This window comes from Blastococcus sp. KM273128 (assembly GCF_021698975.1).
Classification (GTDB): domain Bacteria; phylum Actinomycetota; class Actinomycetes; order Mycobacteriales; family Geodermatophilaceae; genus Blastococcus.
The window spans coordinates 1-23295 of record NZ_SSXA01000003.1 but is presented as its reverse complement, the minus strand read 5'-3'; the positions used below and the strand labels follow the sequence as shown (position 1 = coordinate 23295).

The following is a 23295-nucleotide window of genomic DNA, read 5'->3' as shown; positions in this document are numbered from 1 at the left end:
TCCCCGCGTCAGGTCGACAGCGGGGCCGGCGTCTCCGGCACGGGGGGCGCCGACGGCGTCCGCCCGGTGCGCGCGGTCTGGGCCAGCGCGATCCCGGTCAGGACGACGAGGCCTCCCGCCACCTGCCAGCCGGTGAGCACCTGCTCCACCCACAGCCAGGCGACGACGGAGGCGAACACCGGCTCGACCGTCGCCACCAGGCCGGCGGTGGTCGGGGCCAGGTGCGGCAGCGCCGCGACCGACAGCCAGAACGGGACCGCCGCGCCGAGCACGACGATCCACCCGACCAGCAGCCACAGCGGGAGCTGCAGGCCGCCCAGCGAGACCGGCACCGGCTCCCCCAGCACCCCGGCGTCGAACGCCCACCACGGCGCGGCCAGCGCCCAGAACAGCGCCGCGGCCACGAAGCTCCAGCAGGTCAGCGTGACCGGGTCGCGGCTCACCGTGCCCCGCTCACCCACCAGGTAGTACGTGGCCAGGCACAGCGCCGCGGCCAGCGCCGCCGCCACCCCGAGCGGGTCCAGCGAGCCGCCGCCCTCCCACACCTGCGCGACCAGCACCAGGCCGGAGAGCGACAGCAGCAGCGCCGCCCAAAGCCGGCTGCGCACCCGCTCGCGGCGCACCAGCCAGACGTAGAGCGCGATGAAGACCGGCGCGGTCATCTCGAAGACCAGCGCGATGCCGACCGGCAGCCGCCCGATGGCGACGTAGTAGAGGAACTGGGTGAGCGCGACGCCCACGACGCCGAAGACGGCCAGCAGCGGGAGCTCGCGGGGCCGCACCCGCAGCCGGCCCGGGGCGGCGAGCGCGAGCACCGCGAGCAGCACCAGCGCGGCGCCGGTGCAGCGCAGCGCGGTCAGCCGGGTCGGCGGGATGCCGGCCTGGAGGGCGAGCGTGGAGACCGTGCCGTTGACGGCGAAGAGGGCCGCCGCGCCCAGTGTGAAGGCGTAGCCGAGGCCGGGGCGGACGGTGCGGGGCACGCGCGCACGGTAGCGGGCATCGGCCGTCGAGACACCTACCGGGCCGATCCGCCCGCGACCCGGGGCGGCAGACTCCTCCCGTGGACGTTCCCGAGGCCCTCTACCTGCCCGACGGCGACGGCTTCACCGCCACCGCCCTGACCATCGGCCCGTGGGACAACGGGTTCCAGCACGCCGGGCCACCCGCCGCGCTGCTGCTGCGCGCCGTCGAGCGGGCCGGGGCGATCGAGGGCGGGCAGACCGTCCGGATGGCCTACGACATCCTCGCGCCGGTACCGGTCGGCCCGGTGCGGGTGCGCACCGCGGTGGTCCGTCCCGGCCGGCGGATCGAGCTGGTCGAGGCGGTCCTGGACGCCGGTGGCCCGCCGCTGATGCGGCTCTCGGCCTGGCGGATGCGCACCCGCGACGACGCCCCGCCCGCGACCCCCCTGCCGCACCCGGAACCGGCCGGCCCGGGGGCGGGCCGCCCCGAGCGCGCGGCGTTCTTCACCAGCGAGGTGGCCTACCACCGGGCGCTGGACTGGCGGTTCGCCGCGGGCACGTTCAACGGTCCGGGTCCGGCGACGGCGTGGACCCGGCCGGAGTGCGCCCTCGTCGCCGGGGAGCCGATGACGCCGCTGGAGCACCTGCTGGTCATGACCGACGCCGCCAGCGGCATCTCGGCCACGCTCGACTGGCGGACGGCGACCTTCGCCAACGTCGACCTCACCGTCGCCCTGCAGCGGCCGCCGCGCGGCGAGTGGCTGGGGATGGACGCCACCACCGTGCACGGCGGCGCGGGGGCCGCGCAGTGCTTCGCCGTCCTCTTCGACGCCGACGGGCCGGTCGGCCGGTCCAGCCAGTCGCTCTTCGTCGAGCCCCGGTGAGCCGGCCCGTGATCGATCTCTCCGCGACGCTCCGCCGCAGGTCAGCGGCGTGGTAGCCGCTCCCGGCGGCGGTACCCTCCGGGACCGGTTGGCATCGCCGCCCCGCGGTGCGCAAGGTGGGAGGGTCGCTTCCCCCGACGATCGGAGTGCAGACCCGTGGACGCGCTGAGAGACGTGCTGGACTGGCTGTCCGGGCGGGGTCTCGAGGTCGTGCTGATCATCCTGGGCTCGGTCCTGCTGGCCCGGTTCGTCGGCTGGGTCGGTGACAAGATCACCACCCGCATCGACCGGAACTCCACCGGGGGCGACGCGCTGGTCCGGTCGGAGGCGGCCAAGCACCGCCACTCGCTGACCCAGGTGCTCACCTGGTCCCTGGTCGTGCTGATCTACTCGATCTCGGTCTTCTTCATCCTCGACCGGCTCGGCATCCCGGTGACCGGCCTCGTTGCGCCGGCGACGGTGCTCGGCGTGGGCCTGGGCTTCGGCGCCCAGCGCATCGTCGGTGACGTGCTGGCCGGCTTCTTCATCATCACCGAGCGCCAGTACGGGTTCGGTGACGTCGTCTCGATCCAGGTCGTCGGCGGCGGCGACCCGGCCAGCGGCACGGTCGAGGACGTCACGCTGCGGGTGACCCGGGTGCGCTCGCCCGACGGCGAGGTCGTGACCGTGCCCAACGGGCAGATCGTCAAGGTCGTCAACCTCTCCCGCGACTGGGCGCGCGCCGTCGTCGACGTCCCCGTGCCGACCAGCGTGGACGTGACCCGGGCCAACGAGATCCTGCGCGGGGTGGGCCGGGACGCGTTCCGCGACCCGGCCATGCGGCCGCTGCTGCTCGACCCGCCCACGGTGATGGGCGTGGAGACGCTCGGCCTGGACGAGGTGAACGTGCGGGTGGTCGCCCGCACGCTGCCGGGCAGGCAGTTCGAGGTGGGCCGCGACCTGCGCGCCCGCATCGTCCAGGCGTTCCGCAGCCAGGGCATGCAGGTGCCCGCACCGACGACCGCGGTCATGGCGCAGGACGGCGCGACCGCCGTCCAGGAGGGGGTCCGGTGACCGCGCCCGACCAGCGCCCCGACGCGACCACCCGCGCCTCCGAGGAGCCCACCGTCAGCACCGCGCCCCCCGCCGCGCCCGGATCGCCGGCCGACGGCGCGTCGCCGGCGCCGCGGCACGGCCGGTGGGCGGCGATCCCCCGGCGGCTCGGCCGCGCCCGCACCTCCACCGTCGTGCTGGCCGTGCTCTTCGTCGCGGTGTTCGCGCTGTGGCTGAACGTCAAGCCGCCCGCGACCGGCGCCGCCCCGCCGGCCGAGGAGACCGCCGTCACCGAGCCCACGGAGCCGACGCAGACGGAGCCGGCGGAGCCGACGGGCACGGGCGAGGAGGAGCCGACCGAGGAGCCGGCGCCGACGACGCAGCCGCCCGGGTCGACCTCCCGGCCGACCTCGCCGACCACCACCGCGCCCTCGACCCCGGACGAGGACGGGACCGGCACCACGACCACCGCGCCGGAGACCACCGCCCCCGCCCCGACCGGCGGGACGGGCGAGGAGACCGCACCCGGCTCGTAGGCCGGCTGCCATGGGGCGCATGTTTCACGTGGGACACCGCCCGGCTGCCCGGGGCGGGTGTACGGCGGCCGGGCGGGCGTCCTACGATCGCGGCTGGCTCATGAGAGGCAGCGCGAAGCACCTGGCTGGCTGCCCGGCAACCTCGACTCCGTCCGAGGTGCTCCAGGGGAAGAGCCGGCCGGACGGCGACCCGCCCCCGGCAAGGACGGAGCTCCCGTGCGCCGCGGGATCTCCCGCGAGCGAAGGAGACGGCGCATGACCGACCCGCAGAGCTGGAGCTTCGAGACCCGGCAGATCCACGCCGGCACCAGCCCCGACCCGGCCACCGGCGCCCGCGCGCTGCCGATCTACGCGACCACCGCCTACCAGTTCCGCGACACCCAGCACGCCGCGGACCTGTTCGCGCTCGCGGAGATGGGCAACATCTACACGCGGATCATGAACCCGACGCAGGACGCGCTGGAGCAGCGCGTCGCGTCGCTGGAGGGCGGCGTCGCCGCGCTCGCGGTCGCCTCCGGGCAGGCCGCGGAGACCCTCGCGATCCTCAACCTCGCCGAGGCCGGCGACCACGTCGTCGCCTCCGCCTCGCTGTACGGCGGCACGTACAACCTGCTGCACCACTCGCTGCCGAAGATGGGCATCACCGTCTCCTTCGTCGAGGACCCCGACGACCCGGAGAACTGGCAGTCGCTGGTGCAGGAGAACACCCGGGCCTTCTTCGCCGAGTCGATCGGCAACCCCAAGGGCGACGTCCTCGACATCGAGACCGTCGCCGAGGTCGCCCACCGCAACGGCGTCCCGCTGATCGTCGACAACACCATCGCCACCCCGTACCTGGTGCGGCCGCTGGAGCACGGCGCCGACGTCGTCGTCCACTCGGCGACCAAGTACCTGGGCGGGCACGGCACGGTGATCGCCGGGCTGATCGTCGACGGCGGCTCGTTCGACTGGACCGGCGGCCGGCACCCGATGTTCACCACGGCCGACCCGACCTACCACGGCGTCGTCTACGCCGACCTGGGCGCGCCGGCGTTCGCCCTCAAGGCGCGGGTGCAGCTGCTGCGCGACCTGGGGCCGGCGGTCTCGCCCTTCAACGCGTTCCTGGTCGTGCAGGGCATCGAGACGCTGTCGCTGCGCATGGAGCGGCACGTGCAGAACGCCCAGCGGGTGGCGGAGTTCCTCGAGGCGCACGACGCCGTCGAGCGGGTCAACTACCCGGGCCTGCCGTCCTCGCCGTGGCACGCGGCGCAGCAGAAGTACGCCCCGAAGGGCGCCGGCGCGGTGCTCACCTTCGAGCTGCACGGCGGCGTGGAGGCCGGCAAGCGGTTCGTGGAGGCCCTGGAGCTGCACAGCCACGTCGCCAACATCGGCGACGTGCGCAGCCTGGTGATCCACCCGGCCTCGACGACGCACTCGCAGCTGACGCCCGAGGAGCAGCTGACCACCGGCGTCACGCCGGGCCTGGTGCGCCTCGCCGTCGGCCTGGAGGGGATCGAGGACATCCTCGCCGACCTGGAGGCCGGGTTCCGCGCCGCCAAGTCCGCCTGACGTGGGCGGGTGGGTCGAGGGGGATCCGGCGGGCGACCGGCGGTTCCTCGACCTGCCCGCCCCCTTCGAGCTCGAGCGCGGCGGGAGCCTGCCCGGGATCCGGGTCGCCTACGAGACGTGGGGCACGCTCGCCCCGGACGGCGGGAACGCCGTGCTGGTCGAGCACGCGCTCACCGGTGACAGCCACGTCGTCGGCCCGGCCGGCCCCGGTCACCCGACGCCCGGCTGGTGGGGCGGCGTCGTCGGCCCCGGGGCCGCGCTGGACACCGACCGGTTCTTCGTGGTCTGCGCCAACGTCCTCGGCGGCTGCCAGGGGACGACCGGGCCGTCGTCGGCGGCACCGGACGGCCGGCCGTGGGGTGGGCGCTTCCCCGAAGTGACCGTCGGCGACCAGGTGCGCGTCGAGGCGGCGCTCGCGGACGCCCTGGGCGTCCAGCGGTTCGCCGCCGTGGCCGGGGGCTCGATGGGCGGCATGCGCGCGCTGGAGTGGGCGGTGCGGTTCCCCGGCCGGGTGGGGGCGCTGTTCTTCCTCGCCTCGGCCGCCGTCGCCTCCGCCGACCAGATCGGCACGCAGACCACGCAGCAGGCCGCCGTGCGGGCCGACCCCCGCTGGCGGGACGGCGGCTACCCGCTGGACGACCCGCCGGTCGCCGGGCTGGACGTCGCCCGCCGGATCGCCCACCTCACCTACCGCAGCGCGGGCGAGCTCGAGTCGCGCTTCGGCACCCGGCTGCAGGAGGACGGCCGCTTCGCCGTCGCCTCCTACCTGCAGCACCACGGGGCCAAGCTCGCCGCGCGCTTCGACGCCGGCAGCTACGTGCTGCTCACCCAGGCGATGAACACCTGGGACGTCGGCCGGGGCCGCGGCGGGGTCGAGGCGGCGCTGGCCGGGGTGACCGCCCGCGCGCTGGTCGCGGGCGTCGACAGCGACCGGCTGTACCCGGTGGAGCAGCAGCAGCGGGTGGCCGACGCCCTCGGGGTGCCGCTGCGGCTGATCCGCTCGCCCTACGGCCACGACGGCTTCCTCGTCGAGACGGCGGAGGTCGACGCGCTGCTGCGCGAGCTGCTCGCGGGCTGACGCGCACCCGTTCCGTCGCACCCCCGGGCCAGGATGTGCCCGTGCCCGCGCCGACGGACCTGCCGATGCTGCCCTTCGCCGACCAGGCCGCCCTGGAGGCCTGGCTGGAGGCCGAGCACGCCACCGCCCCGGGGCTGTACGTGCAGATCGCCCGCAAGGGCTCCGGCATCCCGTCGGTGACCGGCCCGGAGGTGGTCGAGGCGGCGCTGTGCTTCGGCTGGATCGACGGGCGCGGCCTGCGGCTGGACGACTCGTACCACCTGCTGCGGCTCACGCCGCGCCGCCCCCGCAGCGTCTGGTCGCAGAAGAACGTCGCCACCGTGGAGCGGCTGACCGCCGAGGGGCGGATGCGCCCGGCCGGGCTCGCGGCGGTGGCGGCGGCGCAGGCCGACGGCCGCTGGGCCCGCGCCTACCCCGGCCCGGCCACCGCCACCGTGCCCGACGACCTCGCGGCGGCGCTGGACGCCGAGCCGGGCGCGCGGGCCGCCTTCGACGCCTTGGGCGGGCAGGACCGCTTCGCGATCCTCTTCCGGGTGCACACCGCCGCCACCCCGGCCGGCCGGGCCAAGCGGATCGCCGCCGCGGTGCGGTCGCTCACCGAGGGTCGCGGGCAGAGCTGAACGGGCCGCGGGCGAGACTGGCCGGGTGGACGACGACCTCCTGGCGCTGCGCGAGGGCTGCAGCCGCTCGCTGACGGGGCACGGCGCGTGGCGGCCGGCCGACCTGCTGGCCTCCGTCCCGGTCGGCACCGCGCCGGACCGGTACGGCGCGGGCGGGGTGGTGGCCGACCTGGAGGCGGAGGTCGCGGAGCTGCTGGGGCTGCCCGCAGCGGTGCACCTGCCCAGCGGCGTCATGGCCCAGCAGGCGGCGCTGCGGGTGCACGCGGACCGGAGCGGCCGGCGCACCGTGGTCTGCCATCCGGAGAGCCACCTGCTGCGGCACGAGGACCAGGCGTTCGAGCGGCTGCACGGCATGGTGCTGCGCCCGGCCGGCAACCGGTACCGCATGCTCCTGCGCGCCGACCTCGACGCCGTCGCCGAGCACCCCGCCGCGCTGCTGGTCGAGCTGCCGCAGCGCGACCTCGGCGGCCCGCTGCCGGGGTGGGACGACCTGGTGGGGCAGGTGGCCTGGGCCCGCGAGCGCGGGGCGGCCGCGCACCTGGACGGCGCCAGGCTGTGGGAGGCCGCGGCCGGCTACGACCGCCCGCCGGCCGAGATCGCCGGGCTGTTCGACACCGCCTACGTCAGCTTCTACAAGGGCATCGGGGCGCTCGCCGGTTGCTGCCTGGCCGGCCCGGACGACGTCGTCGCGGAGGTGCGCGAGTGGCGCCGCCGCCTGGGCGGCACGCTGTTCGGCCTCTGGCCGGGGGCGGCCTCGGCGCTGGCCTGCCTCCGCCGGCGGCTGCCCCTGATGCCCGCCTACCTGGCCCGCGCCCGGGAGATCGCCGGGGCGATGCGCGACCTGCCGGGCGTCACCGTCGTCCCGGACCCGCCGCAGACCCCGATGCTGCACCTGCTGCTGCGCACCACCCCGGAGGCGTTCACCGCGGCCGCGCGCCGGCTCGCCGTCGACGAGGGGCTGTGGACCTGGCCGCAGGCGGCGGTCACCGGCGACCCCGGTGCCGTGCGGGTGGAGCTGCCGGTGGGCGACGCGACGCTGGCCCTGCCCGTCGAGGAGGCGCGGGCGGCGGTCGCCGCCCTGGCGGGAGGGGCGTGACGGCCGGCGGCTAGCGTCGGCGACCATGGGTTTCGACGTCGCCGCGCTCCGTTCCTGCTTCCCCTCCCTGGCGAGCGGCACCGCGCACTTCGACGGCCCGGGCGGCACCCAGGTGCCCGAGGCGGTGGGCCGGGCGGTCGCCGCGACGCTGACGGCGCCGATCAGCAACCGCGGCTCGGTCACCGCCGCCGAGCGGCTGGCCGACGAGACGGTGCTGGGTGCCCGGTCGGCGGTGGCCGACCTGCTCGGCGTGGACCCCGCCGGGGTCGTGTTCGGGCGGAGCGCCACCGCGCTCACCTTCGACCTGGCCCGCACGCTCGCCGCCGGCTGGGGCCCGGGTGACGAGGTGGTGGTGACGCGGCTGGACCACGACGCCAACATCCGGCCGTGGGTGGTGGCCGCGGAGGCCGCCGGCGCGACCGTGCGGTGGGTGGCGTTCGACCCCGCGACGGGCGAGCTGACCGCCGACGACGTCGCCGCCGTGCTCTCCGACCGCACGCGCCTGGTGGCGGTCACCGGCGCCTCGAACCTGATCGGCACCCGGCCGCCCGTCGAGGAGATCGCCGGGCGGGTGCACGCGGCGGGCGCGCTGCTCGCCGTGGACGGCGTGCACCTGACCGCGCACGCGCCGGTCGACATTCCCGCGCTCGGCGCCGACGTCTACTTCTGCTCCCCGTACAAGTTCCTCGGCCCGCACTGCGGCGTCATGGCGGCCGACCCCGCGCTGCTGGGGACGCTGCACCCGGTGAAGCTGCTGCCGAGCTCGGACGCCGTGCCCGAGCGCTACGAGCTCGGCACCCTGCCCTACGAGCTGCTGGCCGGGACCACGGCCGCGGTGGACTTCCTCGCCGCGCTGGGCGACGGCGGCAGCCGCCGGGAGCGGCTGGTCACGGCGATGACCGCGCTCGAGGCCCACGAGGACGCGTTGCGCGAGCGGCTGGAGGCGGGGCTCGCCGGGCTGCCCGGGGTGCGGCTGTGGTCGCGGGCGGCGCACCGCACGCCGACGCTGCTGCTCACCTTCGAGGGGCGCGACGCCGCCGACGCGCACCGCTTCCTCGCCGAGCGGGGCGTCAACGCGCCGGCGGGCTCGTTCTACGCCATCGAGGCCAGCCGGTGGCTCGGCCTCGGCGACACCGGCGGGCTCCGGGTGGGCCTGGCCCCCTACAGCGACGCCGACGACGTCGACCGGCTGCTCGCCGGGCTGCGGGAGTGGCTCGCCGGCTAGGAGAGCGCGTCCCCGGGCACCATGCCGGCCGGCGGCAGGGGCCGGCGCACGACCGGCCGGACCTTGCGCGCCTCGGGGAGCCGCTCGGAGTAGGCGGCCGCGTTGCCGCGGATGTGCAGCAGGTCGTCGTCGGTCGCCTCCCGCACCACCTTGGCGGGGACGCCGGCGATCACCGACCGCGGGGGGAACTGCTTGCCCTGGGTGACCACGGCTCCGGCGGCCACGATCGAGCCGGTGCCGATGTGCGCCCCGTTCATCACGACGCTGCCCATGCCGACGAGCACCTCGTCGTCGATCCGGGCGCCGTGCAGGACGACGCGGTGCCCGACCGTCACGTCGCGGCCCACCACCAGCGGGAACCCGGGGTCCGAGTGCAGGGTGCACCCGTCCTGGACGTTGGACCCCGCCCCGATCTCGATCGTCTCCTGGTCGGCCCGGGCCACGGCGCCGTACCAGATGCTGGCCCGGGGGCCCATGGTGACCGCGCCCACCACCACGGCGGTCGGCGCCACGAAGGCCTCGTCGTCGATCTGCGGGGCGCCGAAGGGCAGCTCCGCGATGTAGTTGTCCGCCACGCCTCCAGCACAGCACAGCCCCGCGCGCAGCGCACGAGCCGGATGCTCGGCAGACTTCGGGCATGCCCGCACCCCTGCCGCCGCTGCCCACGTCGATCGTCGGCAGCCTGCCCCAGCCGGACTGGCTCATCGACCGCGACCGTCTCGCCCACCAGTTCCCGCCCCGGGTGCGCGCCGCGGAGCTGTGGCGGATCCCGCCGGAGCTGCTCGCCGGCGCGCAGGACGACGCGACCCTGCTGGCGATCCGGTCGCAGGAGGAGGCGGGGCTCGACATCGTCACCGACGGCGAGATCCGGCGGGAGTCCTACTCCAACCACTTCGCGACGGCGCTCGGCGGGGTCGACGTGGACCACCCCGGGACCATCCTCAACCGCTCCGGCAAGCCGATCCCGGTGCCGCGGGTGGTCGGCGACATCCGCCGGCCGGCCCCGGTGCAGGCCGACGACGCCCGCTTCCTCCGGGCGCACACCGACCGCACCGTCAAGATCACCGTGCCGGGGCCGTTCACGATGGCGCAGCAGGCCCAGGACGAGCACTACGGCGACGGCCGCTCGCTGGCCCTGGCCTACGCCGACGTCGTCCGGGCCGAGATCGCCGACCTGTTCGCCGCCGGCGCCGACATCGTGCAGATCGACGAGCCCTGGCTGCAGGCCCGCCCCGAGGTGGCCCGGGAGTACGGCGCGGAGGCGGTGACCCGCGCCGTCGAGGGCGCTCCCGGCCCGGTGCACCTGCACCTGTGCTTCGGTTACGCGGCGATGGTCTCCGAGCGGCCCGAGGGCTACTCGTTCCTCCCGGAGCTCGCCGACACCCCCGTGGACACGGTCGCGGTGGAGACGGCGCAGTCCCACCTCGACCCGGCCACGCTGCGGCCGCTGCGGGGCAAGGGCGTCGCGCTCGGCGTGCTCGACCTCTCCACCCCGGAGGTGGAGCGGCCGGAGGTCGTCGCCGACCGCGTCCGCCGGGCGCTGGACGACGTCGACGTCGACCGGCTCGTGCTCACCAGCGACTGCGGGCTGAAGTACCTGCCCCGCGGCTCCGCGGCGGGCAAGATGCGCTCTCTGACGCTCGCAGCCGAGATGCTCCGCGCTGAGCTCTAGATGAGGCCGTGGGCGTGCACGGCCTCGGCCACCTGCAGGAAGCCCGCGACGTTCGCACCCAGCACCAGGTCACCCGGTGAGCCGTACTCCTCGGCGGTCTCGTGGCAGCGGGCGTGGATGTCGCGCATGATCTCCTCGAGCCGGGCCTCGCTGTGCTCGAAGCTCCACCGGTCGCGGGACGCGTTCTGCTGCATCTCCAGCGCGGAGGTCGCCACCCCGCCGGCGTTGGCCGCCTTGCCCGGGGCGAAGGCGATGCCGGCGTCGCGGAAGGCCTTCACCGCCGACGGCGTCGCAGGCATGTTCGCGCCCTCCACGACGTAGCGGCAGCCGTTGCGGGCCAGGGTCGCCGCGGCGTCGCCGTCGAGCTCGTTCTGGGTCGCGCTGGGGATCGCCACCTCGCAGGGGACGTCCCAGATGCTCCCGCCGGCCACGAAGCTCGCAGAGCCGCGGCGCTCGGCGTAGTCGGAGATCCGGCCCCGCTCGACCTCCTTGACCTGCTTGAGCAGGTCCAGGTCGATGCCCGCCTCATCGACGACGTAGCCGCCGGAGTCCGAGCAGGCGACGACGGTGCCGCCGAGCTGGTGCACCTTCTCGATGCCGTAGACGGCGACGTTGCCCGACCCGCTGACCACGACCCGGCGGCCGTCGAAGGACTCCCCACGCGCCTGCATCATGGCGTCGGCGAAGAAGGCGGCGCCGTACCCGGTGGCCTCGGTGCGGACCAGCGCGCCGCCCCAGCCCAGGCCCTTGCCGGTGAGGACGCCGGACTCGTAGCGGTTCGTGATGCGCTTGTACTGGCCGAACAGGTAGCCGATCTCGCGCGCCCCGACGCCGATGTCCCCGGCGGGCACGTCGGTGTACTCCCCCAGGTGCCGGTAGAGCTCGGTCATGAACGACTGGCAGAACCGCATGACCTCGGCGTCCGACCGCCCCTTGGGGTCGAAGTCCGAGCCGCCCTTGCCGCCGCCGATGGGCATGCCGGTGAGGGCGTTCTTGAAGATCTGCTCGAAGCCGAGGAACTTGACGATGCCCAGGTTCACCGAGGGGTGGAAGCGCAGGCCGCCCTTGTAGGGGCCCAGCGCTGAGTTGAACTCGACCCGGAAGCCCCGGTTGATCCAGACCTCACCGCGGTCGTCCTGCCACGGCACGCGGAAGATGATCTGCCGCTCCGGCTCGCAGATGCGCTCCACCGTCTTCATCTCGGTGTACTCGCGGTGCCGGCCCAGGACGACGGCCAGCGACTCCAGCACCTCGCGGACGGCCTGGTGGAACTCCGTCTCGCCGGGGTTCCGGCGCAGCACCTCGTCGTAGATCGCCTGGACGGTCTCCGGTACCTCGCCGCTCACCACGTGCCCCTCTCGCGCCGTCCGCTCACCACCGGAAAGCTACGTCGCCCGCGGGGTGGGAGCGGAACGGGGTCGGTCGGCGGGCTCAGCCGGTGGGGCGGACGCCGAACCGGAAGCCGCCCTGGTCGACCGAGGTCACCGCCAGCGGGGTCCCGTAGGTGCGGGCGTGCACGATCATCCCGTTGCCGATGTAGAGCGCGACGTGGCTGATCGGCGAGTAGTAGAAGACCAGGTCGCCGGGCTGGAGCTCCCCGCGGGAGAGCGCCGGGCCGATCTTCGACTGGCCGCCGCTGGTGCGCGGCAGGGTGATGCCGGCGGCGGCGTAGGCGTAGGAGGTCAGCCCCGAGCAGTCGAAGGCGTCCGGGCCGGTGGCGCCGCGCCGGTAGGGGGCGCCGACCTGGGCCAGCGCCACCTGGATCGCCGTCGCCGCCGCGCTGCCCGGCGCGACGGGCAGCTCAGCGACCGACGGCGCCGCCATCCGGGGGCCGGCGACCATGGTGGAGACCCGGTCCTGCTCGGCCGCGGAGAGCCGGGCGTAGTCGGACTGGTACTCGGCGGCGCGCCGCTCGACCTCTGCCTGCTGGGCCTGCAGCTCGGTGAGGCCGGCCTGCGCGGTGGCGGCGGCCTGGTCGGCGGCGGCCTGCGCCTGGTCGGCGGCGGCACGGGCCGCGGCGACCTGCGTGATGACCGAGTTGGTGTGCGTGGCGATCATGTCCAGCGTCGTCATCTGCTGGACGAGCTCGCCCGCCGAGTCGCTGGTGAGGAAGGCGGCGACCCGCGACTGCGCCTGACCGGTGAAGCTGCTCTGCACGATCGCCCGGATCTGCGGCTCGTGGACGGCGAGCGCCTCGCGGGCGGCCCGGGCCTGCTCGGCGGCGGCCGCGGCGGCCTGCTGGTGGCCCGCGACGATCTCCTCGGCCTCGTGCACCTGCGCCTCGACGGCGGTCAGCTGCTGCGCGGCCTCCGCCATGAGCTCGGCCGCCTCTGCCACCGTCCCGGGGGCGGCGGAGGCCGCGGTCGGCGGCAGGACCGCCGTCGCCGCCGCCACCACCGCGACACCGACCGTCAGGACGGCGCGCGTGCGGCGTCGGGGAGTCGTGCGCTGCGCGTGCACCCTGGCCTCCGATCACCTGCGCCCGGGCCCGGGGAAGGGGCCACGACCATGCGCGTCAGCACGGAACGTAGGGATGCGCTGCCGTCAGGTAGCGGGGGCACGCGGGTGGGACGCCCCCGGTTGACCCCGTCCGTCACACGGGTCCCAGGAGCGCGCCGCCGTCCCGGGGATCAGCGCCGGCGCGGACCGGTCGCGGTGCCGTCGGGCCGGCGGTCCGGCGCGAGAGGGACGAGCAGATCGGCGACGGCGCCGGTGACGAGGGCGTAGACGACCTTGTGGGTGACGTCGACGACCTGGTCGCGGCGGCACCAGGTCCAGGGCGGTGACCCGACGCCGGTGGCGTTCTCGAGCGTCTGGTCGGTGACCAACCGGATCGAGGCGTGCCAGGCCGACGCACGGACACCGCGCAGCCCGCTGGCGGCCCAGATGCCGCGCAGGGCGCCGACGGCGGCGCCGGTGCCCCAGTGCATGAGGTGGTTGCGCACCGGCGGGCGGGCGGATCCGGGCAGCCGCCGGCCGGCCCCGTCCAGGGCACCGCCGCGAGCTTGCGAGGGGCGGGGAGGACGGGGTGTTTCTACTGCTCGAGCTTCTCCCCGAGGGTCATCACCGCGACCCCGGCGACCCCGGCAACAGCACCCCGCAGGGCAGCACGTCCCAACATGGGCCGGGCCCTACCCCGCAGGCGAGGTGCTGGAACGGCCCACCCCGTGGACGGGCTCGCCCGAAATCAGCCGGCGAGGGGCTCCTGCACCTCGAGGGCGGCGAGCGCCTGGAAGTCGCGCAGGATGCCGGTGAGCTCCTCGGAGGTCCACGGCTCGCAGCAGTCGCAGCCGTCCTCGCGGAAGCTGACCAGGCCGATGGAGCCGCCGGCCTGGTCCTCGGCGATGGCGAGGTGACCGGCGGAGGGGTGGCGGTGGCAGGTGCAGCCGGCGGCGCAGAGGCCCAGGCCCCAGCCGGAGATGACGACGGTGTGCCCGTCGTCGCGGACCTTGCCCACCTGGAAGACGGACGGCTTGCGACTCCTGCTCACGGAGTCCTCCCCTCGACAGCCCCGTGGGAAGCGGGGCTCGCGTGCGGTACCCGGTTGATCGAGCCAGGAGATGTTTCGGCATCCGCCCGGTGTGGGTAAAGCCGTCCGCCAGCTCTCGTACCACCACCGAGCGTAGTTTGACGGATACAGGTCGTCGCCGTCACTTTCCGCCAGGGTGCCGGAGATCGACTTGGCGGAAGTGTGACGGAACGACCCCGACCCGCCGGGGAGGCCTCAGCTCGCCGGGCTGACGCTGCTCATGTTGAAGTCCGGCACCCGCAGGGCCGGCATCGCCGTCCGCGTGAACCAGTCGTTCCACTCCCGCGGGAGCGTGCGTTCGGTGACCCCGGCCTGCACCGCCCGGCCGAGCAGGTCGACGGGCGACTCGTTGAAGCGGAAGTTGTTCACCGCCCCGGTCACCTCCCCGCCCTCCACGAGGAACACCCCGTCCCGGGTCAGCCCGGTCAGCAGCAGCGTCTGCGGGTCGACCTCGCGGATGTACCAGAGCGTGGTGAGCAGCAGACCGCGGTCGGTCGCGGCCACCATCTCGGCCTGCGTCGTCGTGGCGCCGGGCAGCTCGAGCAGCAGGTTGTCCACGGCCGCGGTGGCCGGGGCCGTGCTCTTCAGCGCCCACGCCCGCGGCCGGACCAGGTTGGCGAGGACGCCGCCGGAGATCCAGTCCACCGCCGGCGTCGCCATGCCGTTGTCGAAGACCGACGCGGCACCCGAGGAGGCGCCCACCACCTGGAACGGCGAGGCCTCCAGCCCGGGCGCGTGCGGGTCGCTGCGCAGGGTCAGCGGCAGGGTGGCCAGCCGCTCCCCCGTGCGGTTGCCCCCGCCGGGGCGGGCGAAGACGTTGCGGCCCTCGTCGGCGTCGCGCGCCTCCATCGTCCAGTAGAGGTAGATCATCAGGTCGGCGACCGCCGACGGCGGCAGGAGCGTCTCGTAGCGCCCGGCGGGCAGCTCCACCTGCCGCTGCGACCAGGCCAGCTTCTGCCGGACGTCGGCGGCCAGGTCGGCGACCGAGACGTCGCGGAAGTCGCGGGTACCCGTGCCCGCCCACACCGAGCGGCCGAAGTCGGGGGTCTTGCCGTTGAGCTCCACCCGGCCGGAGGGCTGGTCGTGCCGCAGCCGCAGGCCGGTGGAGCTGCCCAGGTAGGTCGTGCGCATCGAGTGCTCGGCGAAGCCGAACAGCAGCTCGCCCCGGTCGCGGGCCTCTCCGAAGGCCTGGCCCAGCGCCGGCGCGAAGTCGGCGAACACCCCGATGGAGGTCCCGGCGGGGTCGGCGTCCCAGTCGCCCGCGCCGGGCGGGGTGTCGGTGACCAGCGGTACCGCGTCCTCGGCCGGGCCGGCGTCCCGCGCGGCCTGCTCGCTCGCGGCCACCAGCGCGGCGACGTCCGGGGCGCCCGAGCGGCTCACCGTGCCCGCCGCCATCCCGGCGCCGCCGTCGACGAAGGAGATCACCACGACCGAGCGCGACCGCATCGACCCGTTGGTGGTCAGGCTGTTGGCGGCCCACCGCAGGTTCGCCTCGGCCCCCTCGACCACGATGGCGACCTGCCCGTCGGCGGTGGAGGCGGCCAGCGCCTGCTCGACGACGTCCTGCGGGCGGTGGAACCGGCTCATCGCCCGGCCTCCTCGACGGTGTTGAGGATGGTCACGCCCTCGAACAGGGCGGTGGGGCAGCCGTGGCTGACCGCCGCCGTCTGGCCGGGCTGGGCCTTGCCGCAGTTGAAGGCGCCGCCCAGCACGTAGGTCTGCGGGCCGCCGACCGCGCGCATCGAGCCCCAGAAGTCCGTCGTCGTCGCCTGGTAGGCGACGTCACGGACCTGCCCGGCGAGCCGGCCGCCCTCGATCCGGTAGAACCGCTGGCCGGTGAACTGGAAGTTGTAGCGCTGCATGTCGATCGACCAGCTCTTGTCGCCGACGACGTAGATGCCGCGCTCGACCCCGCCGATGATCTCCTCGGTCGACGGCCCGTCCGGGGCGGGCTGCAGCGAGACGTTGGCCATCCGCTGCACCGGCACGTGTCCCGGCGAGTCGGCGTAGGCGCAGCCGTTCGAGCGCGCCATGCCCCCCAGCCGCGCCGTGTTGCGGTCCACCTGGTAGCCGACCAGGACGCCGTCCCGCACGATGTCCCACTGCTGGCCGGCGACGCCCTCGTCGTCCCAGCCGACCGTGGCGAGCCCGTGCAGGGCGGTGCGGTCGCCGGTGACGTCCATGATGGGCGAGCCGTACCGCAGCGAGCCCAGCCCATCGGGCGTGGCGAACGACGTCCCGGCGTAGGCCGCCTCGTAGCCCAGCGCCCGGTCCAGCTCGGTGGCGTGGCCGATCGACTCGTGGATGGTCAGCCACAGGTTCGAGGGGTCGACGACGAGGTCGTAGCGGCCGGCCTGCACCGAGGGCGCCCTGGTCTTCTCGCGCAGCAGCTCGGGGATCTCCGCGAGCTCGGCGCGCCAGTCCCAGCCGGTGCCGGTGAGGTACTCCCAGCCGCGGCCGGCCGGCGGCGCCAGGGTGCGCATGCTCTCGAAGGAGCCGGTGACCCGGTCGACGGCGAGCGCGGTCAGCTCGGGGTTGACGCGCACCCGCTGCTGCCGGGTCCGGGTGCCGGCGGTGTCGGCGTAGTACTTCTGCTCCTTGACCAGCATGCAGCCGGCCTGCACGTGCTCGACGCCGTCGCCGGCCAGCAACTGCTCGGACAGCTCGGTGAGCAGCGCCGTCTTCTCGGCGTCGGGCACGGTGAACGGGTCGACGTCGTAGGCGGAGACGTACTCGGCGTGGGGGTACACCGGCTCGGGCGCCAGCTCCACGCGGTCGGAGTTGAGCGCGGCCGCCACGCGGGCCACGGCCACGGCCTCCTCGGCGAGCCGGACGGCCTCGGCCGCCGTGAGGACGACGCCCGCGGCGAACCCCCAGGTGCCCTCGAACACCACGCGGACGGCCAGGCCGAGGTCCTCGCCGTCGGTGAACGCCTCGGGCCGGGCGTCGCGCAGGCTGATCGTCTGGGTGCGGATGCGCTCGACCCGCAGGTCGGCGTGCGAGCAGCCCAGGTCGAGCGCGCGGGTCAGCGCGGCGTCGGTCAGCGCGGCGAGCGGGAGCGCGAGGAAGGCCTCGTCGATCGTGCGGGTTCCTGGCACGCCTGTTGTCTACCAGCGCCCGCGCCCACGGGTGAGCCGGGAAGCCCGGGGTAAGCGCCTGCGCATGGATCCGGCGGCGGACGACGTGACCATGACCTTCGGCGGCAACGCGACGATGCTGCTGCGCATCGGCGGGTTCACCCTGCTCACCGACCCGAACTTCCTGCACCGCGGCCAGCGCGCGCACCTGGGCTACGGGCTGCGCAGCAAGCGGCTCACCGACCCGGCGCTGCTGCCCACCCAGCTGCCCGAGCTCGACGGCATCCTGCTCTCCCACATGCACGGCGACCACTGGGACCGGATCGCCACGCGGTCGCTGCCGAAGGAGACGCCCGTCGTCACCACGCCGGAGGCCGCGGGGTGCCTGGCCGACCGCGGCTTCACCGGCACCGCGGACCTGCGCCCGTGGCAGACGCACACCTTCTCCCGCGACGACGTCGAGCTGCGGGTGACCTCGGTGCCGGGGGTGCACGGCCCCGGCCCGCTGGCCCGGGTGCTGCCGCAGGTGATGGGCAGCGTGCTGGAGCTGGTGCGCGACGGCGCGGTGACCTGGCGCGGCTACATCAGCGGCGACACCCTCTACCGGCCGTTCCTCGGCGAGGTGCTGGAGCGCTGCGGCCCGCTCGACGTCGTCATCCCCCACCTGGGCGGCACCAAGGTGCTGGGGCTCACCGTCACGATGGACGGGCGGCAGGGTGCGGACCTGGTCGAGCTGCTGAAGCCACCGGTCACCGTGCCGGTGCACTACGACGACTACTCGCTGTTCGCCTCCCCGCTGGGCGACTTCGTCGTCGAGGTGGCCCGCCGGGAACTGCCCGGCACGGTCCGCCCGGCCTACCGCGGCGAGACGATCAGCCTCCGGGCCTGAGGGCTCACCCGGCGGCGAGCAGCTCGTCGAGCTTCGCGTAGCCCTCCACCACACCGACCTCCATGCCGCTGGCGAGCATGGCGTCGCGGTCGGCGAAGGAGTCGCACAACGAGGTGGCGACGAGCCGGGTCCTGTCGCCACCGAGGTCCTCCAGGCGGAGCTTCTCCAGTGCGACGCCATCGGGCCAGCCCTCGAACGTGAAGGTCTGCACGATGAGCTCCTCGGGCCGCACCTCGTGGAAGCTGCCGTGGAAGGCGTACTCCTCGCCACCCTGGATGTGGAGGTAGCGGTAGGAGCCGCCGGTCCGGCAGTCGTAGTGGTCGATCCGCATCTCGAGCCCCCGCGGCCCGAGCCACCGGGCGACCAGGTCCGGGTCGACGTGGGCCCGGAACACCTTCTCGCGCGGTGCGTCGAACTCCCGGGTGATGCGGATGAGCGGGACGTCGGGGTCGGCGGTGATGGTGGTCTCGTGGTGCGCGGTGCTGGTCATGACGGTCTTCCTTCCTGGGGTGGGGGATCGGCGTCCGGCATCGCACGCAGGACGTCGTCCAGCCGGCGGTAGCGCTCCTCGGCCTGGCGCCGGTAGCGCTCGATCCACGTCGTCATGAGGTCGAAGACCTCTGCCTCGAGGTGCACCGGGCGGCGCTGGGCCTCCCGGCTCCGACTCACCAGGCCGGCGTCCTCCAGCACCTTGAGGTGCTTGGAGACGGCCTGGACGGTCACGTCGTACGGTGCGGCGAGCTCGTTGACCGTGGCGTCGGCGACCGCGAGCCGCGCCACGATGTCCCGCCGGGTGGGGTCGGCCAATGCCGAGAACACCCGGGAGAGCGGATCCGCCACCTCATCACTCCTTCTTCAACCTTTCGGTTGAGGAAGGACGGTAGCCCCGCGGATGCTGGTGGTCAACCGTCCGGTTGAACACGATCATGCCGCGGGATGACCAGCGGATCAGCCCGGCGGCCGACGCGCGCCGACGCCGCCGTGCCCGACGCTTCCCCCATGACGACGACGAAGGTGCTGCTGGGGACGCTCGCCGGGCTGGTGGTGGTCGGCGCGGTCGCCGCCGCCGGGGTCGCGGTGGCGATGCCCGCGGGCGTGGACGGGCCGGGGGCGGTGCTGGCGGAGCTGCAGGGGCACACGCGGACCTCCGACCACTCGGACGCCGACGACGCCCCGCGCGGCGACGTCCCGCCGTGGACGCGCGCGGTGGGGCACGACGTGACCGTCGTCCGGCCCGGCGAGGCCTCCGGTGACGACTCGGGCAGCGTGCGGGCCGAGATGGCGCTCGACGAGGGAGCGCACCCGCCGGCGGACTGCACGCCCCTGCCCCAGGTCGGCATGCCGTTCGACGGCGGGGGGAACTGGCCGGACCTCGGCGACAGCGCCCGGCTCTGCGAGGGCTGGGTGACCGTCGTGCTCGGCGACCGGCTCTACACCTGGACCGGCGACGAGCTGCAGGCCGCGGCCGGCTGAGCTCAGCCGGCGGCGAGCCGGGCGGCCCGCTCGGCGACGTCGGTGCGCAGGGCCGCGGCGTCGACGGTCGTGGAGGCGCCGTCCCGGACGACGGGGCGGCCGCCCACCCAGACGTCGCGCACGTGCCGCCCGGCACCGGACCAGACCAGGTGTGCCAGCACGTCGGCGGCGTCACCCACCGGCTCGAAGACCAGGTCGCGGGTGTCCACGTGCACCAGGTCGGCACGCCGCCCGGCCTCGAGCCGGCCCAGGTCCGGGCGTCCCAGTGCGTCGGCAGCGCCGCCGGTGGCCAGCCAGAACGCCTCCGCGGCGGTCAGCGCGGTCGCCGACCGCTCCCGCAGCCGCGCCAGGCCCGCGGCCAGGCGCAGGTCGGCGAGCAGGTCCAGCGAGTCGTTGGACGCCGGCCCGTCCGTGCCCAGCCCGACCCGGATGCCCCGGTCGAGCATCGGGCGCAGCGGCGCGACCCCGCTGGCCAGCTTCGCGTTGCTCGCCGGGCAGAGCGCGACGGCGACGTCGTACTCCTGCCACAGCTCCTGGTCGGCCTCGTCGAGGTGCACGCAGTGCGCGGCCAGCACGCGGCCGCCGAGGACGTCGTGGGAGGCGAGCAGCGCCGGCACCGAGAGGCCGTGCGCCGCCAGCAGGTCGTCGCCCTCGGTCGCGGTCTCGGCGACGTGCAGGTGGAGCAGCAGGTCGTGCTCGCGCGCGGCGCGGGCGGCGTCGGCGAGCACCGGGAGCGGCACGGTGTAGGCCGCGTGCGGCCCGATGCCGTACTCGACGCTGCCGTCGTCGGGCGCGGTCCCCGCGAGGGCGACGGCGGCGTCGAGCTGCTCGGCCACCGGCGGCATGCCGGGCAGGGGCAGCAGCGGGGTGGCGATCAGCGCACGGGCGCCGGTGGTGGTGACGGCGGCGGCGATCCGCTCGGGGTGGAAGTACATCTCGACGCTGGTGGTGATGCCGTTGCCGAGCATCTCCGCCGACGCCGCGGTCATGGCGACCTCGACGTCCTCGGGCGTGAGGCGGGCCTCGCGCGGCCACATGACCTCCTGCAGCCAGCGGTCCAGCGGCAGCCCCTCCCCCTGGCCGCGGAACAGCACCATCGGCGCGTGCGAGTGGGCGTTGACCAGGCCCGGGGTGAGGACGCCGGGCAGCGCGACGACCTCCGCGTCGCCCTGCGGCGGCGCCTCCGCGGCCGGGCCCACCCACGCGATCGCGCCGTCGACGACGTCGAGGACGCCGTCGCGGACCACCGTCCCCGCGCGGTCGCCGACGACGAGGAACCGGGCGGTGAAGCGCTGCCGCATGGTGGCGAACCTAGCTGCGCCCCGGGCCGGGGGCGCGGCGGCCGGCGGGGGCGCCTCTACCGTGGAGGCCATGTCGCTGCTCGCCGCTGCTTCCTCCGACGAGGGCGGCATCACCGGTTTCCTGCTCGACCTGGTCGAGACGCTCGGCCCCGTGGGCGTGGGGCTGGCGATCCTGCTCGAGACGGTCGTCCCGCCCATCCCCAGCGAGGCGGTCCTCGGGCTCGCCGGCGTGCTGATCAACGACGGCCGGATGTCGATCGTCCCGGTCATCGTCTTCGCCACGCTCGGCTCGCTGCTGGGGGCGATCTTCTTCTACTACGTCGGGATGGCGCTGGGCCCGCGCCGCTCGCACGCCTTCCTCGACCACCTGCCGCTGGTGGAGACCGAGGACGTCGACAAGACCTTCGCCTGGTTCGAGCGGCACGGGCGCGCGGCGGTGTTCTTCGGCCGGATGGTGCCGATCGTGCGCAGCTTCATCTCGGTGCCCGCCGGGGTGGTGCGGATGCCTTTCTGGCAGTTCCTGCTGTTCACCGCCGCCGGAAGCCTCATCTGGAACGCCGTCCTCATCACCCTGGGCGTGGTGGCCGGCGACTTCGTCCAGGACAACCTGCAGTACCTCGACTACGCCCTCGTCGTCGCCGTCGTGCTGGCCGTCGGGTGGTTCGTCTACAAGAAGGCCACCGGCAAGCTCCGCCGGCCGCCGGGCGCGGGCAAGCACCTCGACGAGAACTGGGACCCGACGTCGTGACCCGGCACCGGCCCGAGGTCGTGGCGTTCGACGTCAACGAGACCCTGCTGGACCTCGCGCCGGTCCGCGCCACCCTGGTCGAGCTCGGCGAGCCGGCCCCGCTGCTGGGCACCGTCTTCGCCCGGACGCTGCTCACCGGCTTCGCGGCGGCCGCCGTCGGCTCGTGGTGCCGGTTCCGCGACGCCTTCGACGACGCGCTCGCGCAGGAGACCGGGCTCTCGGCCGGTCAGCGCGCGAGCGTGGCGGATGCCTTCGGCGAGCTGGCGCCGCACCCCGACGTGGAGCCCGCGCTGCGCCGGCTGACCGAGGCCGGCATCCGGGTCGTCACCCTGTCCCACGGCTCGCCCGGCGTGGCCGAGGCGGGCCTGGAGCGGGGCGGGATCACACCGCTGGTGGAGCGCACGATGACCAGCGAGACGATCCGCGCCTGGAAGCCCGCGCGCGAGGTGTACCTGTGGGCGGCCGGTCGGTGCGACGTGGCGCCGGAGCGGATGGCGCTGGTCGCGGCGCACGGCTGGGACGTGCTGGGTGCGCGGCGGGCGGGCCTCACCGGCGCGTGGTTCCCGCGGAGCGAGCGGGTGTTCCCCGCGGTGTACGTCGAGCCCGACGTGGCCGGGGCCGACCTCGCCGGCGCGGTCGACGGCCTGCTGGCCCTCCCGCCCCGGTGACCGCGCTCGACGTCGAGACGCCGCACGGCCCGGCCCGGGCCCACCTCACCGACGGCGGCTCCCGCGGGACGCTGCTGCTCGGGCACGGGGCCGGCGGCGGGGTGGAGTCCGCCGATCTGCTGGCGGTGGCCCGGGACGCCGCCGAGGGCGGCTGGCGCGTGCTGCGGGTGGAGCAGCCGTGGCGGGTGGCGGGGAAGCGGATCGCCCCGGCGCCGCCGCGGCTGGACGAGGGCTGGCGGGCGGTCGTGGCGCACCTGTCGGGCACCGGCCACCTGACGGGGGCGCTGGTCGTCGGCGGGCGCAGCGCCGGGGCGCGGGTCGCCTGCCGCACCTCCGGGCAGGTCGGTGCCGACGGCGTGCTGGCGCTGGCGTTCCCGCTGCACCCGCCCGGCCGGCCCGAGAAGAGCCGTGCGGGCGAGCTCACCGGGGTCACCGTGCCCGTGGTCGTCGTCCAGGGCGAGACGGACGCGTTCGGCGCCCCCGCCGACGTGGCCGCCGTCCTCGCCGGCCGCGCGCACGCGTCGGTGTACGCCGTGCCGGGTGACCACGCGCTGAAGAAGAACCCCGACCTCGTCGGCGCGGCCGCGGCCTCGTGGCTCACGGAGGCCATCACCGGCTGACCGGCCGCGCCGTCAGAACGGTGGCGGGTCGTCGTCGGGCTCCGCCGGGTCTGCGGGTTGCGGTGGTGGTTGCGGTGGTGTGGTGAGGACGCGGTAGCCCGGTGGTCGGGTGGTGCGGGTGACCCCGGTGGGGGTGGTGACGGTCAGCACCCCGTCTGCGTCGAGAGTGTGGGTCCAGCCGGGGGCGAAGGTCTTGAGCCGGTGGTGCCGCCGGCACAGGCAGCACAGGTTCTCGCACGCGGTGGCCCCGCCGGCGGCGTGGGCGATGACGTGGTCCAGGTCGGCCCAGCCGGCGGGGGTGGTGCAGCCGGGGTGGCGGCAGGTGCGGTCGCGCAGC

Annotated in this window: 26 protein-coding genes and 1 riboswitch; of the genes, 14 read left to right on the top strand and 12 right to left on the bottom strand. The window is 75.2% G+C overall.

Annotated elements, in window-relative coordinates; all coding sequences use genetic code 11:
- Positions 1-8: 8 nt before the first annotated feature.
- Positions 9-980, bottom strand: a complete 972-nt coding sequence (locus E9529_RS22515) for a DMT family transporter (RefSeq protein ID WP_236829361.1) — start codon at positions 978-980, stop codon at positions 9-11.
- Positions 981-1060: 80 nt separating this feature from the next.
- On the opposite strand from E9529_RS22515, the gene E9529_RS01595 reads away from it, so the two are divergent.
- The 8 genes from E9529_RS01595 to E9529_RS01560 all read left to right on the top strand — a co-directional run bounded on the left by E9529_RS01595 (position 1061) and on the right by E9529_RS01560 (position 8981).
- The gene (locus E9529_RS01595) at positions 1061-1846 is read left to right on the top strand and encodes a thioesterase family protein (RefSeq protein WP_236829360.1); all 786 of its coding nucleotides are present in this window, start codon (positions 1061-1063) and stop codon (positions 1844-1846) included.
- A 156-nt stretch (positions 1847-2002) separates the two neighbouring features.
- A complete protein-coding gene (locus E9529_RS01590; protein WP_236829359.1) occupies positions 2003-2899 on the top strand; it encodes a mechanosensitive ion channel family protein in 897 nt (298 codons plus the stop codon).
- Positions 2896-3414: a hypothetical protein gene (locus E9529_RS01585; protein WP_236829358.1), complete on the top strand. Its 519-nt coding sequence runs from the start codon at positions 2896-2898 to the stop codon at positions 3412-3414. The genes E9529_RS01590 and E9529_RS01585 overlap by 4 nt, the downstream gene beginning before the upstream one ends.
- A gap of 96 nt (positions 3415-3510) precedes the next feature.
- Positions 3511-3626: riboswitch (SAM riboswitch) on the top strand.
- Positions 3627-3669: 43 nt separating this feature from the next.
- Positions 3670-4962, top strand: coding sequence for a bifunctional o-acetylhomoserine/o-acetylserine sulfhydrylase (locus E9529_RS01580; protein ID WP_236829357.1), 1293 nt, complete (start codon positions 3670-3672; stop codon positions 4960-4962).
- Between the two features lies 1 nt (position 4963).
- The gene (locus E9529_RS01575; RefSeq protein ID WP_236829356.1) at positions 4964-6040 is read left to right on the top strand and encodes a homoserine O-acetyltransferase; all 1077 of its coding nucleotides are present in this window, start codon (positions 4964-4966) and stop codon (positions 6038-6040) included.
- Positions 6041-6081: 41 nt separating this feature from the next.
- Positions 6082-6660, top strand: a complete 579-nt coding sequence (locus E9529_RS01570; protein WP_236829355.1) for a YdeI family protein — start codon at positions 6082-6084, stop codon at positions 6658-6660.
- A 25-nt stretch (positions 6661-6685) separates the two neighbouring features.
- On the top strand, positions 6686-7756 hold the full coding sequence (locus tag E9529_RS01565) for a low specificity L-threonine aldolase (protein WP_236829354.1): 1071 nt from the start codon (positions 6686-6688) through the stop codon (positions 7754-7756).
- A 25-nt stretch (positions 7757-7781) separates the two neighbouring features.
- On the top strand, positions 7782-8981 hold the full coding sequence (locus E9529_RS01560; protein WP_236829353.1) for a cysteine desulfurase-like protein: 1200 nt from the start codon (positions 7782-7784) through the stop codon (positions 8979-8981).
- On the opposite strand, the gene E9529_RS01555 is transcribed toward E9529_RS01560, so the two are convergent.
- Complete coding sequence (locus E9529_RS01555) at positions 8978-9556, bottom strand: gamma carbonic anhydrase family protein (protein ID WP_236829352.1); 579 nt, start codon at positions 9554-9556, stop codon at positions 8978-8980. The two genes, E9529_RS01560 and E9529_RS01555, sit on opposite strands and share 4 nt — an antisense overlap.
- 62 nt (positions 9557-9618) lie before the next feature.
- On the opposite strand from E9529_RS01555, the gene E9529_RS01550 reads away from it, so the two are divergent.
- Entirely contained in the window at positions 9619-10653 is a 1035-nt protein-coding gene (locus E9529_RS01550; RefSeq protein WP_236829351.1) for a uroporphyrinogen decarboxylase family protein, read from the top strand.
- Here the strand turns inward: E9529_RS01550 and gdhA are convergent.
- The 6 genes from gdhA to E9529_RS01520 all read right to left on the bottom strand — a co-directional run bounded on the left by gdhA (position 10650) and on the right by E9529_RS01520 (position 17280).
- Positions 10650-11999 (bottom strand): NADP-specific glutamate dehydrogenase, encoded by a 1350-nt coding sequence (gene gdhA / locus E9529_RS01545; RefSeq protein WP_236829350.1) that lies wholly within the window; start codon positions 11997-11999, stop codon positions 10650-10652. The two genes, E9529_RS01550 and gdhA, sit on opposite strands and share 4 nt — an antisense overlap.
- A gap of 85 nt (positions 12000-12084) precedes the next feature.
- Complete coding sequence (locus E9529_RS01540) at positions 12085-13113, bottom strand: C40 family peptidase (protein ID WP_236829349.1); 1029 nt, start codon at positions 13111-13113, stop codon at positions 12085-12087.
- A gap of 170 nt (positions 13114-13283) precedes the next feature.
- Positions 13284-13598, bottom strand: coding sequence for a hypothetical protein (locus E9529_RS01535; protein WP_236829348.1), 315 nt, complete (start codon positions 13596-13598; stop codon positions 13284-13286).
- Between the two features lie 242 nt (positions 13599-13840).
- The gene (locus E9529_RS01530) at positions 13841-14143 is read right to left on the bottom strand and encodes a hypothetical protein (RefSeq protein ID WP_236829347.1); all 303 of its coding nucleotides are present in this window, start codon (positions 14141-14143) and stop codon (positions 13841-13843) included.
- A 234-nt stretch (positions 14144-14377) separates the two neighbouring features.
- Complete coding sequence (locus E9529_RS01525; protein WP_236829346.1) at positions 14378-15769, bottom strand: metallopeptidase TldD-related protein; 1392 nt, start codon at positions 15767-15769, stop codon at positions 14378-14380.
- Positions 15766-17280 (bottom strand): TldD/PmbA family protein, encoded by a 1515-nt coding sequence (locus E9529_RS01520; RefSeq protein WP_236829345.1) that lies wholly within the window; start codon positions 17278-17280, stop codon positions 15766-15768. The genes E9529_RS01525 and E9529_RS01520 overlap by 4 nt, the downstream gene beginning before the upstream one ends.
- Positions 17281-17344: 64 nt before the next feature.
- Between E9529_RS01520 and E9529_RS01515 the strand changes: the two genes are divergently transcribed.
- A complete protein-coding gene (locus E9529_RS01515) occupies positions 17345-18148 on the top strand; it encodes an MBL fold metallo-hydrolase (protein ID WP_236829344.1) in 804 nt (267 codons plus the stop codon).
- A gap of 4 nt (positions 18149-18152) precedes the next feature.
- Here the strand turns inward: E9529_RS01515 and E9529_RS01510 are convergent, their stop codons facing one another.
- On the bottom strand, positions 18153-18638 hold the full coding sequence (locus E9529_RS01510; protein ID WP_236829343.1) for an SRPBCC family protein: 486 nt from the start codon (positions 18636-18638) through the stop codon (positions 18153-18155).
- Complete coding sequence (locus E9529_RS01505) at positions 18635-18988, bottom strand: helix-turn-helix transcriptional regulator (protein ID WP_236829342.1); 354 nt, start codon at positions 18986-18988, stop codon at positions 18635-18637. The genes E9529_RS01510 and E9529_RS01505 overlap by 4 nt, the downstream gene beginning before the upstream one ends.
- A 159-nt stretch (positions 18989-19147) precedes the next feature.
- Here E9529_RS01505 and E9529_RS01500 point away from each other — a divergent pair, with 159 nt between their 5' ends.
- Positions 19148-19621: a hypothetical protein gene (locus tag E9529_RS01500; protein WP_236829341.1), complete on the top strand. Its 474-nt coding sequence runs from the start codon at positions 19148-19150 to the stop codon at positions 19619-19621.
- A 2-nt stretch (positions 19622-19623) separates the two neighbouring features.
- On the opposite strand, the gene E9529_RS01495 is transcribed toward E9529_RS01500, so the two are convergent.
- Positions 19624-20922: an amidohydrolase family protein gene (locus tag E9529_RS01495; protein WP_236829340.1), complete on the bottom strand. Its 1299-nt coding sequence runs from the start codon at positions 20920-20922 to the stop codon at positions 19624-19626.
- A 70-nt stretch (positions 20923-20992) separates the two neighbouring features.
- Here E9529_RS01495 and E9529_RS01490 point away from each other — a divergent pair, with 70 nt between their 5' ends.
- From E9529_RS01490 to E9529_RS01480, 3 genes are read left to right on the top strand one after another with little or no spacing between them, the layout of a single operon-like run.
- Positions 20993-21670: a DedA family protein gene (locus tag E9529_RS01490; RefSeq protein ID WP_236829339.1), complete on the top strand. Its 678-nt coding sequence runs from the start codon at positions 20993-20995 to the stop codon at positions 21668-21670.
- Positions 21667-22338 carry an HAD-IA family hydrolase gene (locus E9529_RS01485; RefSeq protein WP_236829338.1) on the top strand — a complete coding sequence of 224 codons (672 nt, stop codon included), beginning with the start codon at positions 21667-21669 and terminating at the stop codon, positions 22336-22338. Before E9529_RS01490 ends, E9529_RS01485 begins: the two co-directional genes overlap by 4 nt.
- A complete protein-coding gene (locus tag E9529_RS01480; protein WP_236829337.1) occupies positions 22335-22958 on the top strand; it encodes an alpha/beta family hydrolase in 624 nt (207 codons plus the stop codon). Before E9529_RS01485 ends, E9529_RS01480 begins: the two co-directional genes overlap by 4 nt.
- 12 nt (positions 22959-22970) lie before the next feature.
- On the opposite strand, the gene E9529_RS01475 is transcribed toward E9529_RS01480, so the two are convergent.
- The coding region (locus E9529_RS01475) for an HNH endonuclease signature motif containing protein (RefSeq protein ID WP_236829336.1) at positions 22971-23295 on the bottom strand (325 nt) is incomplete at its 5' end.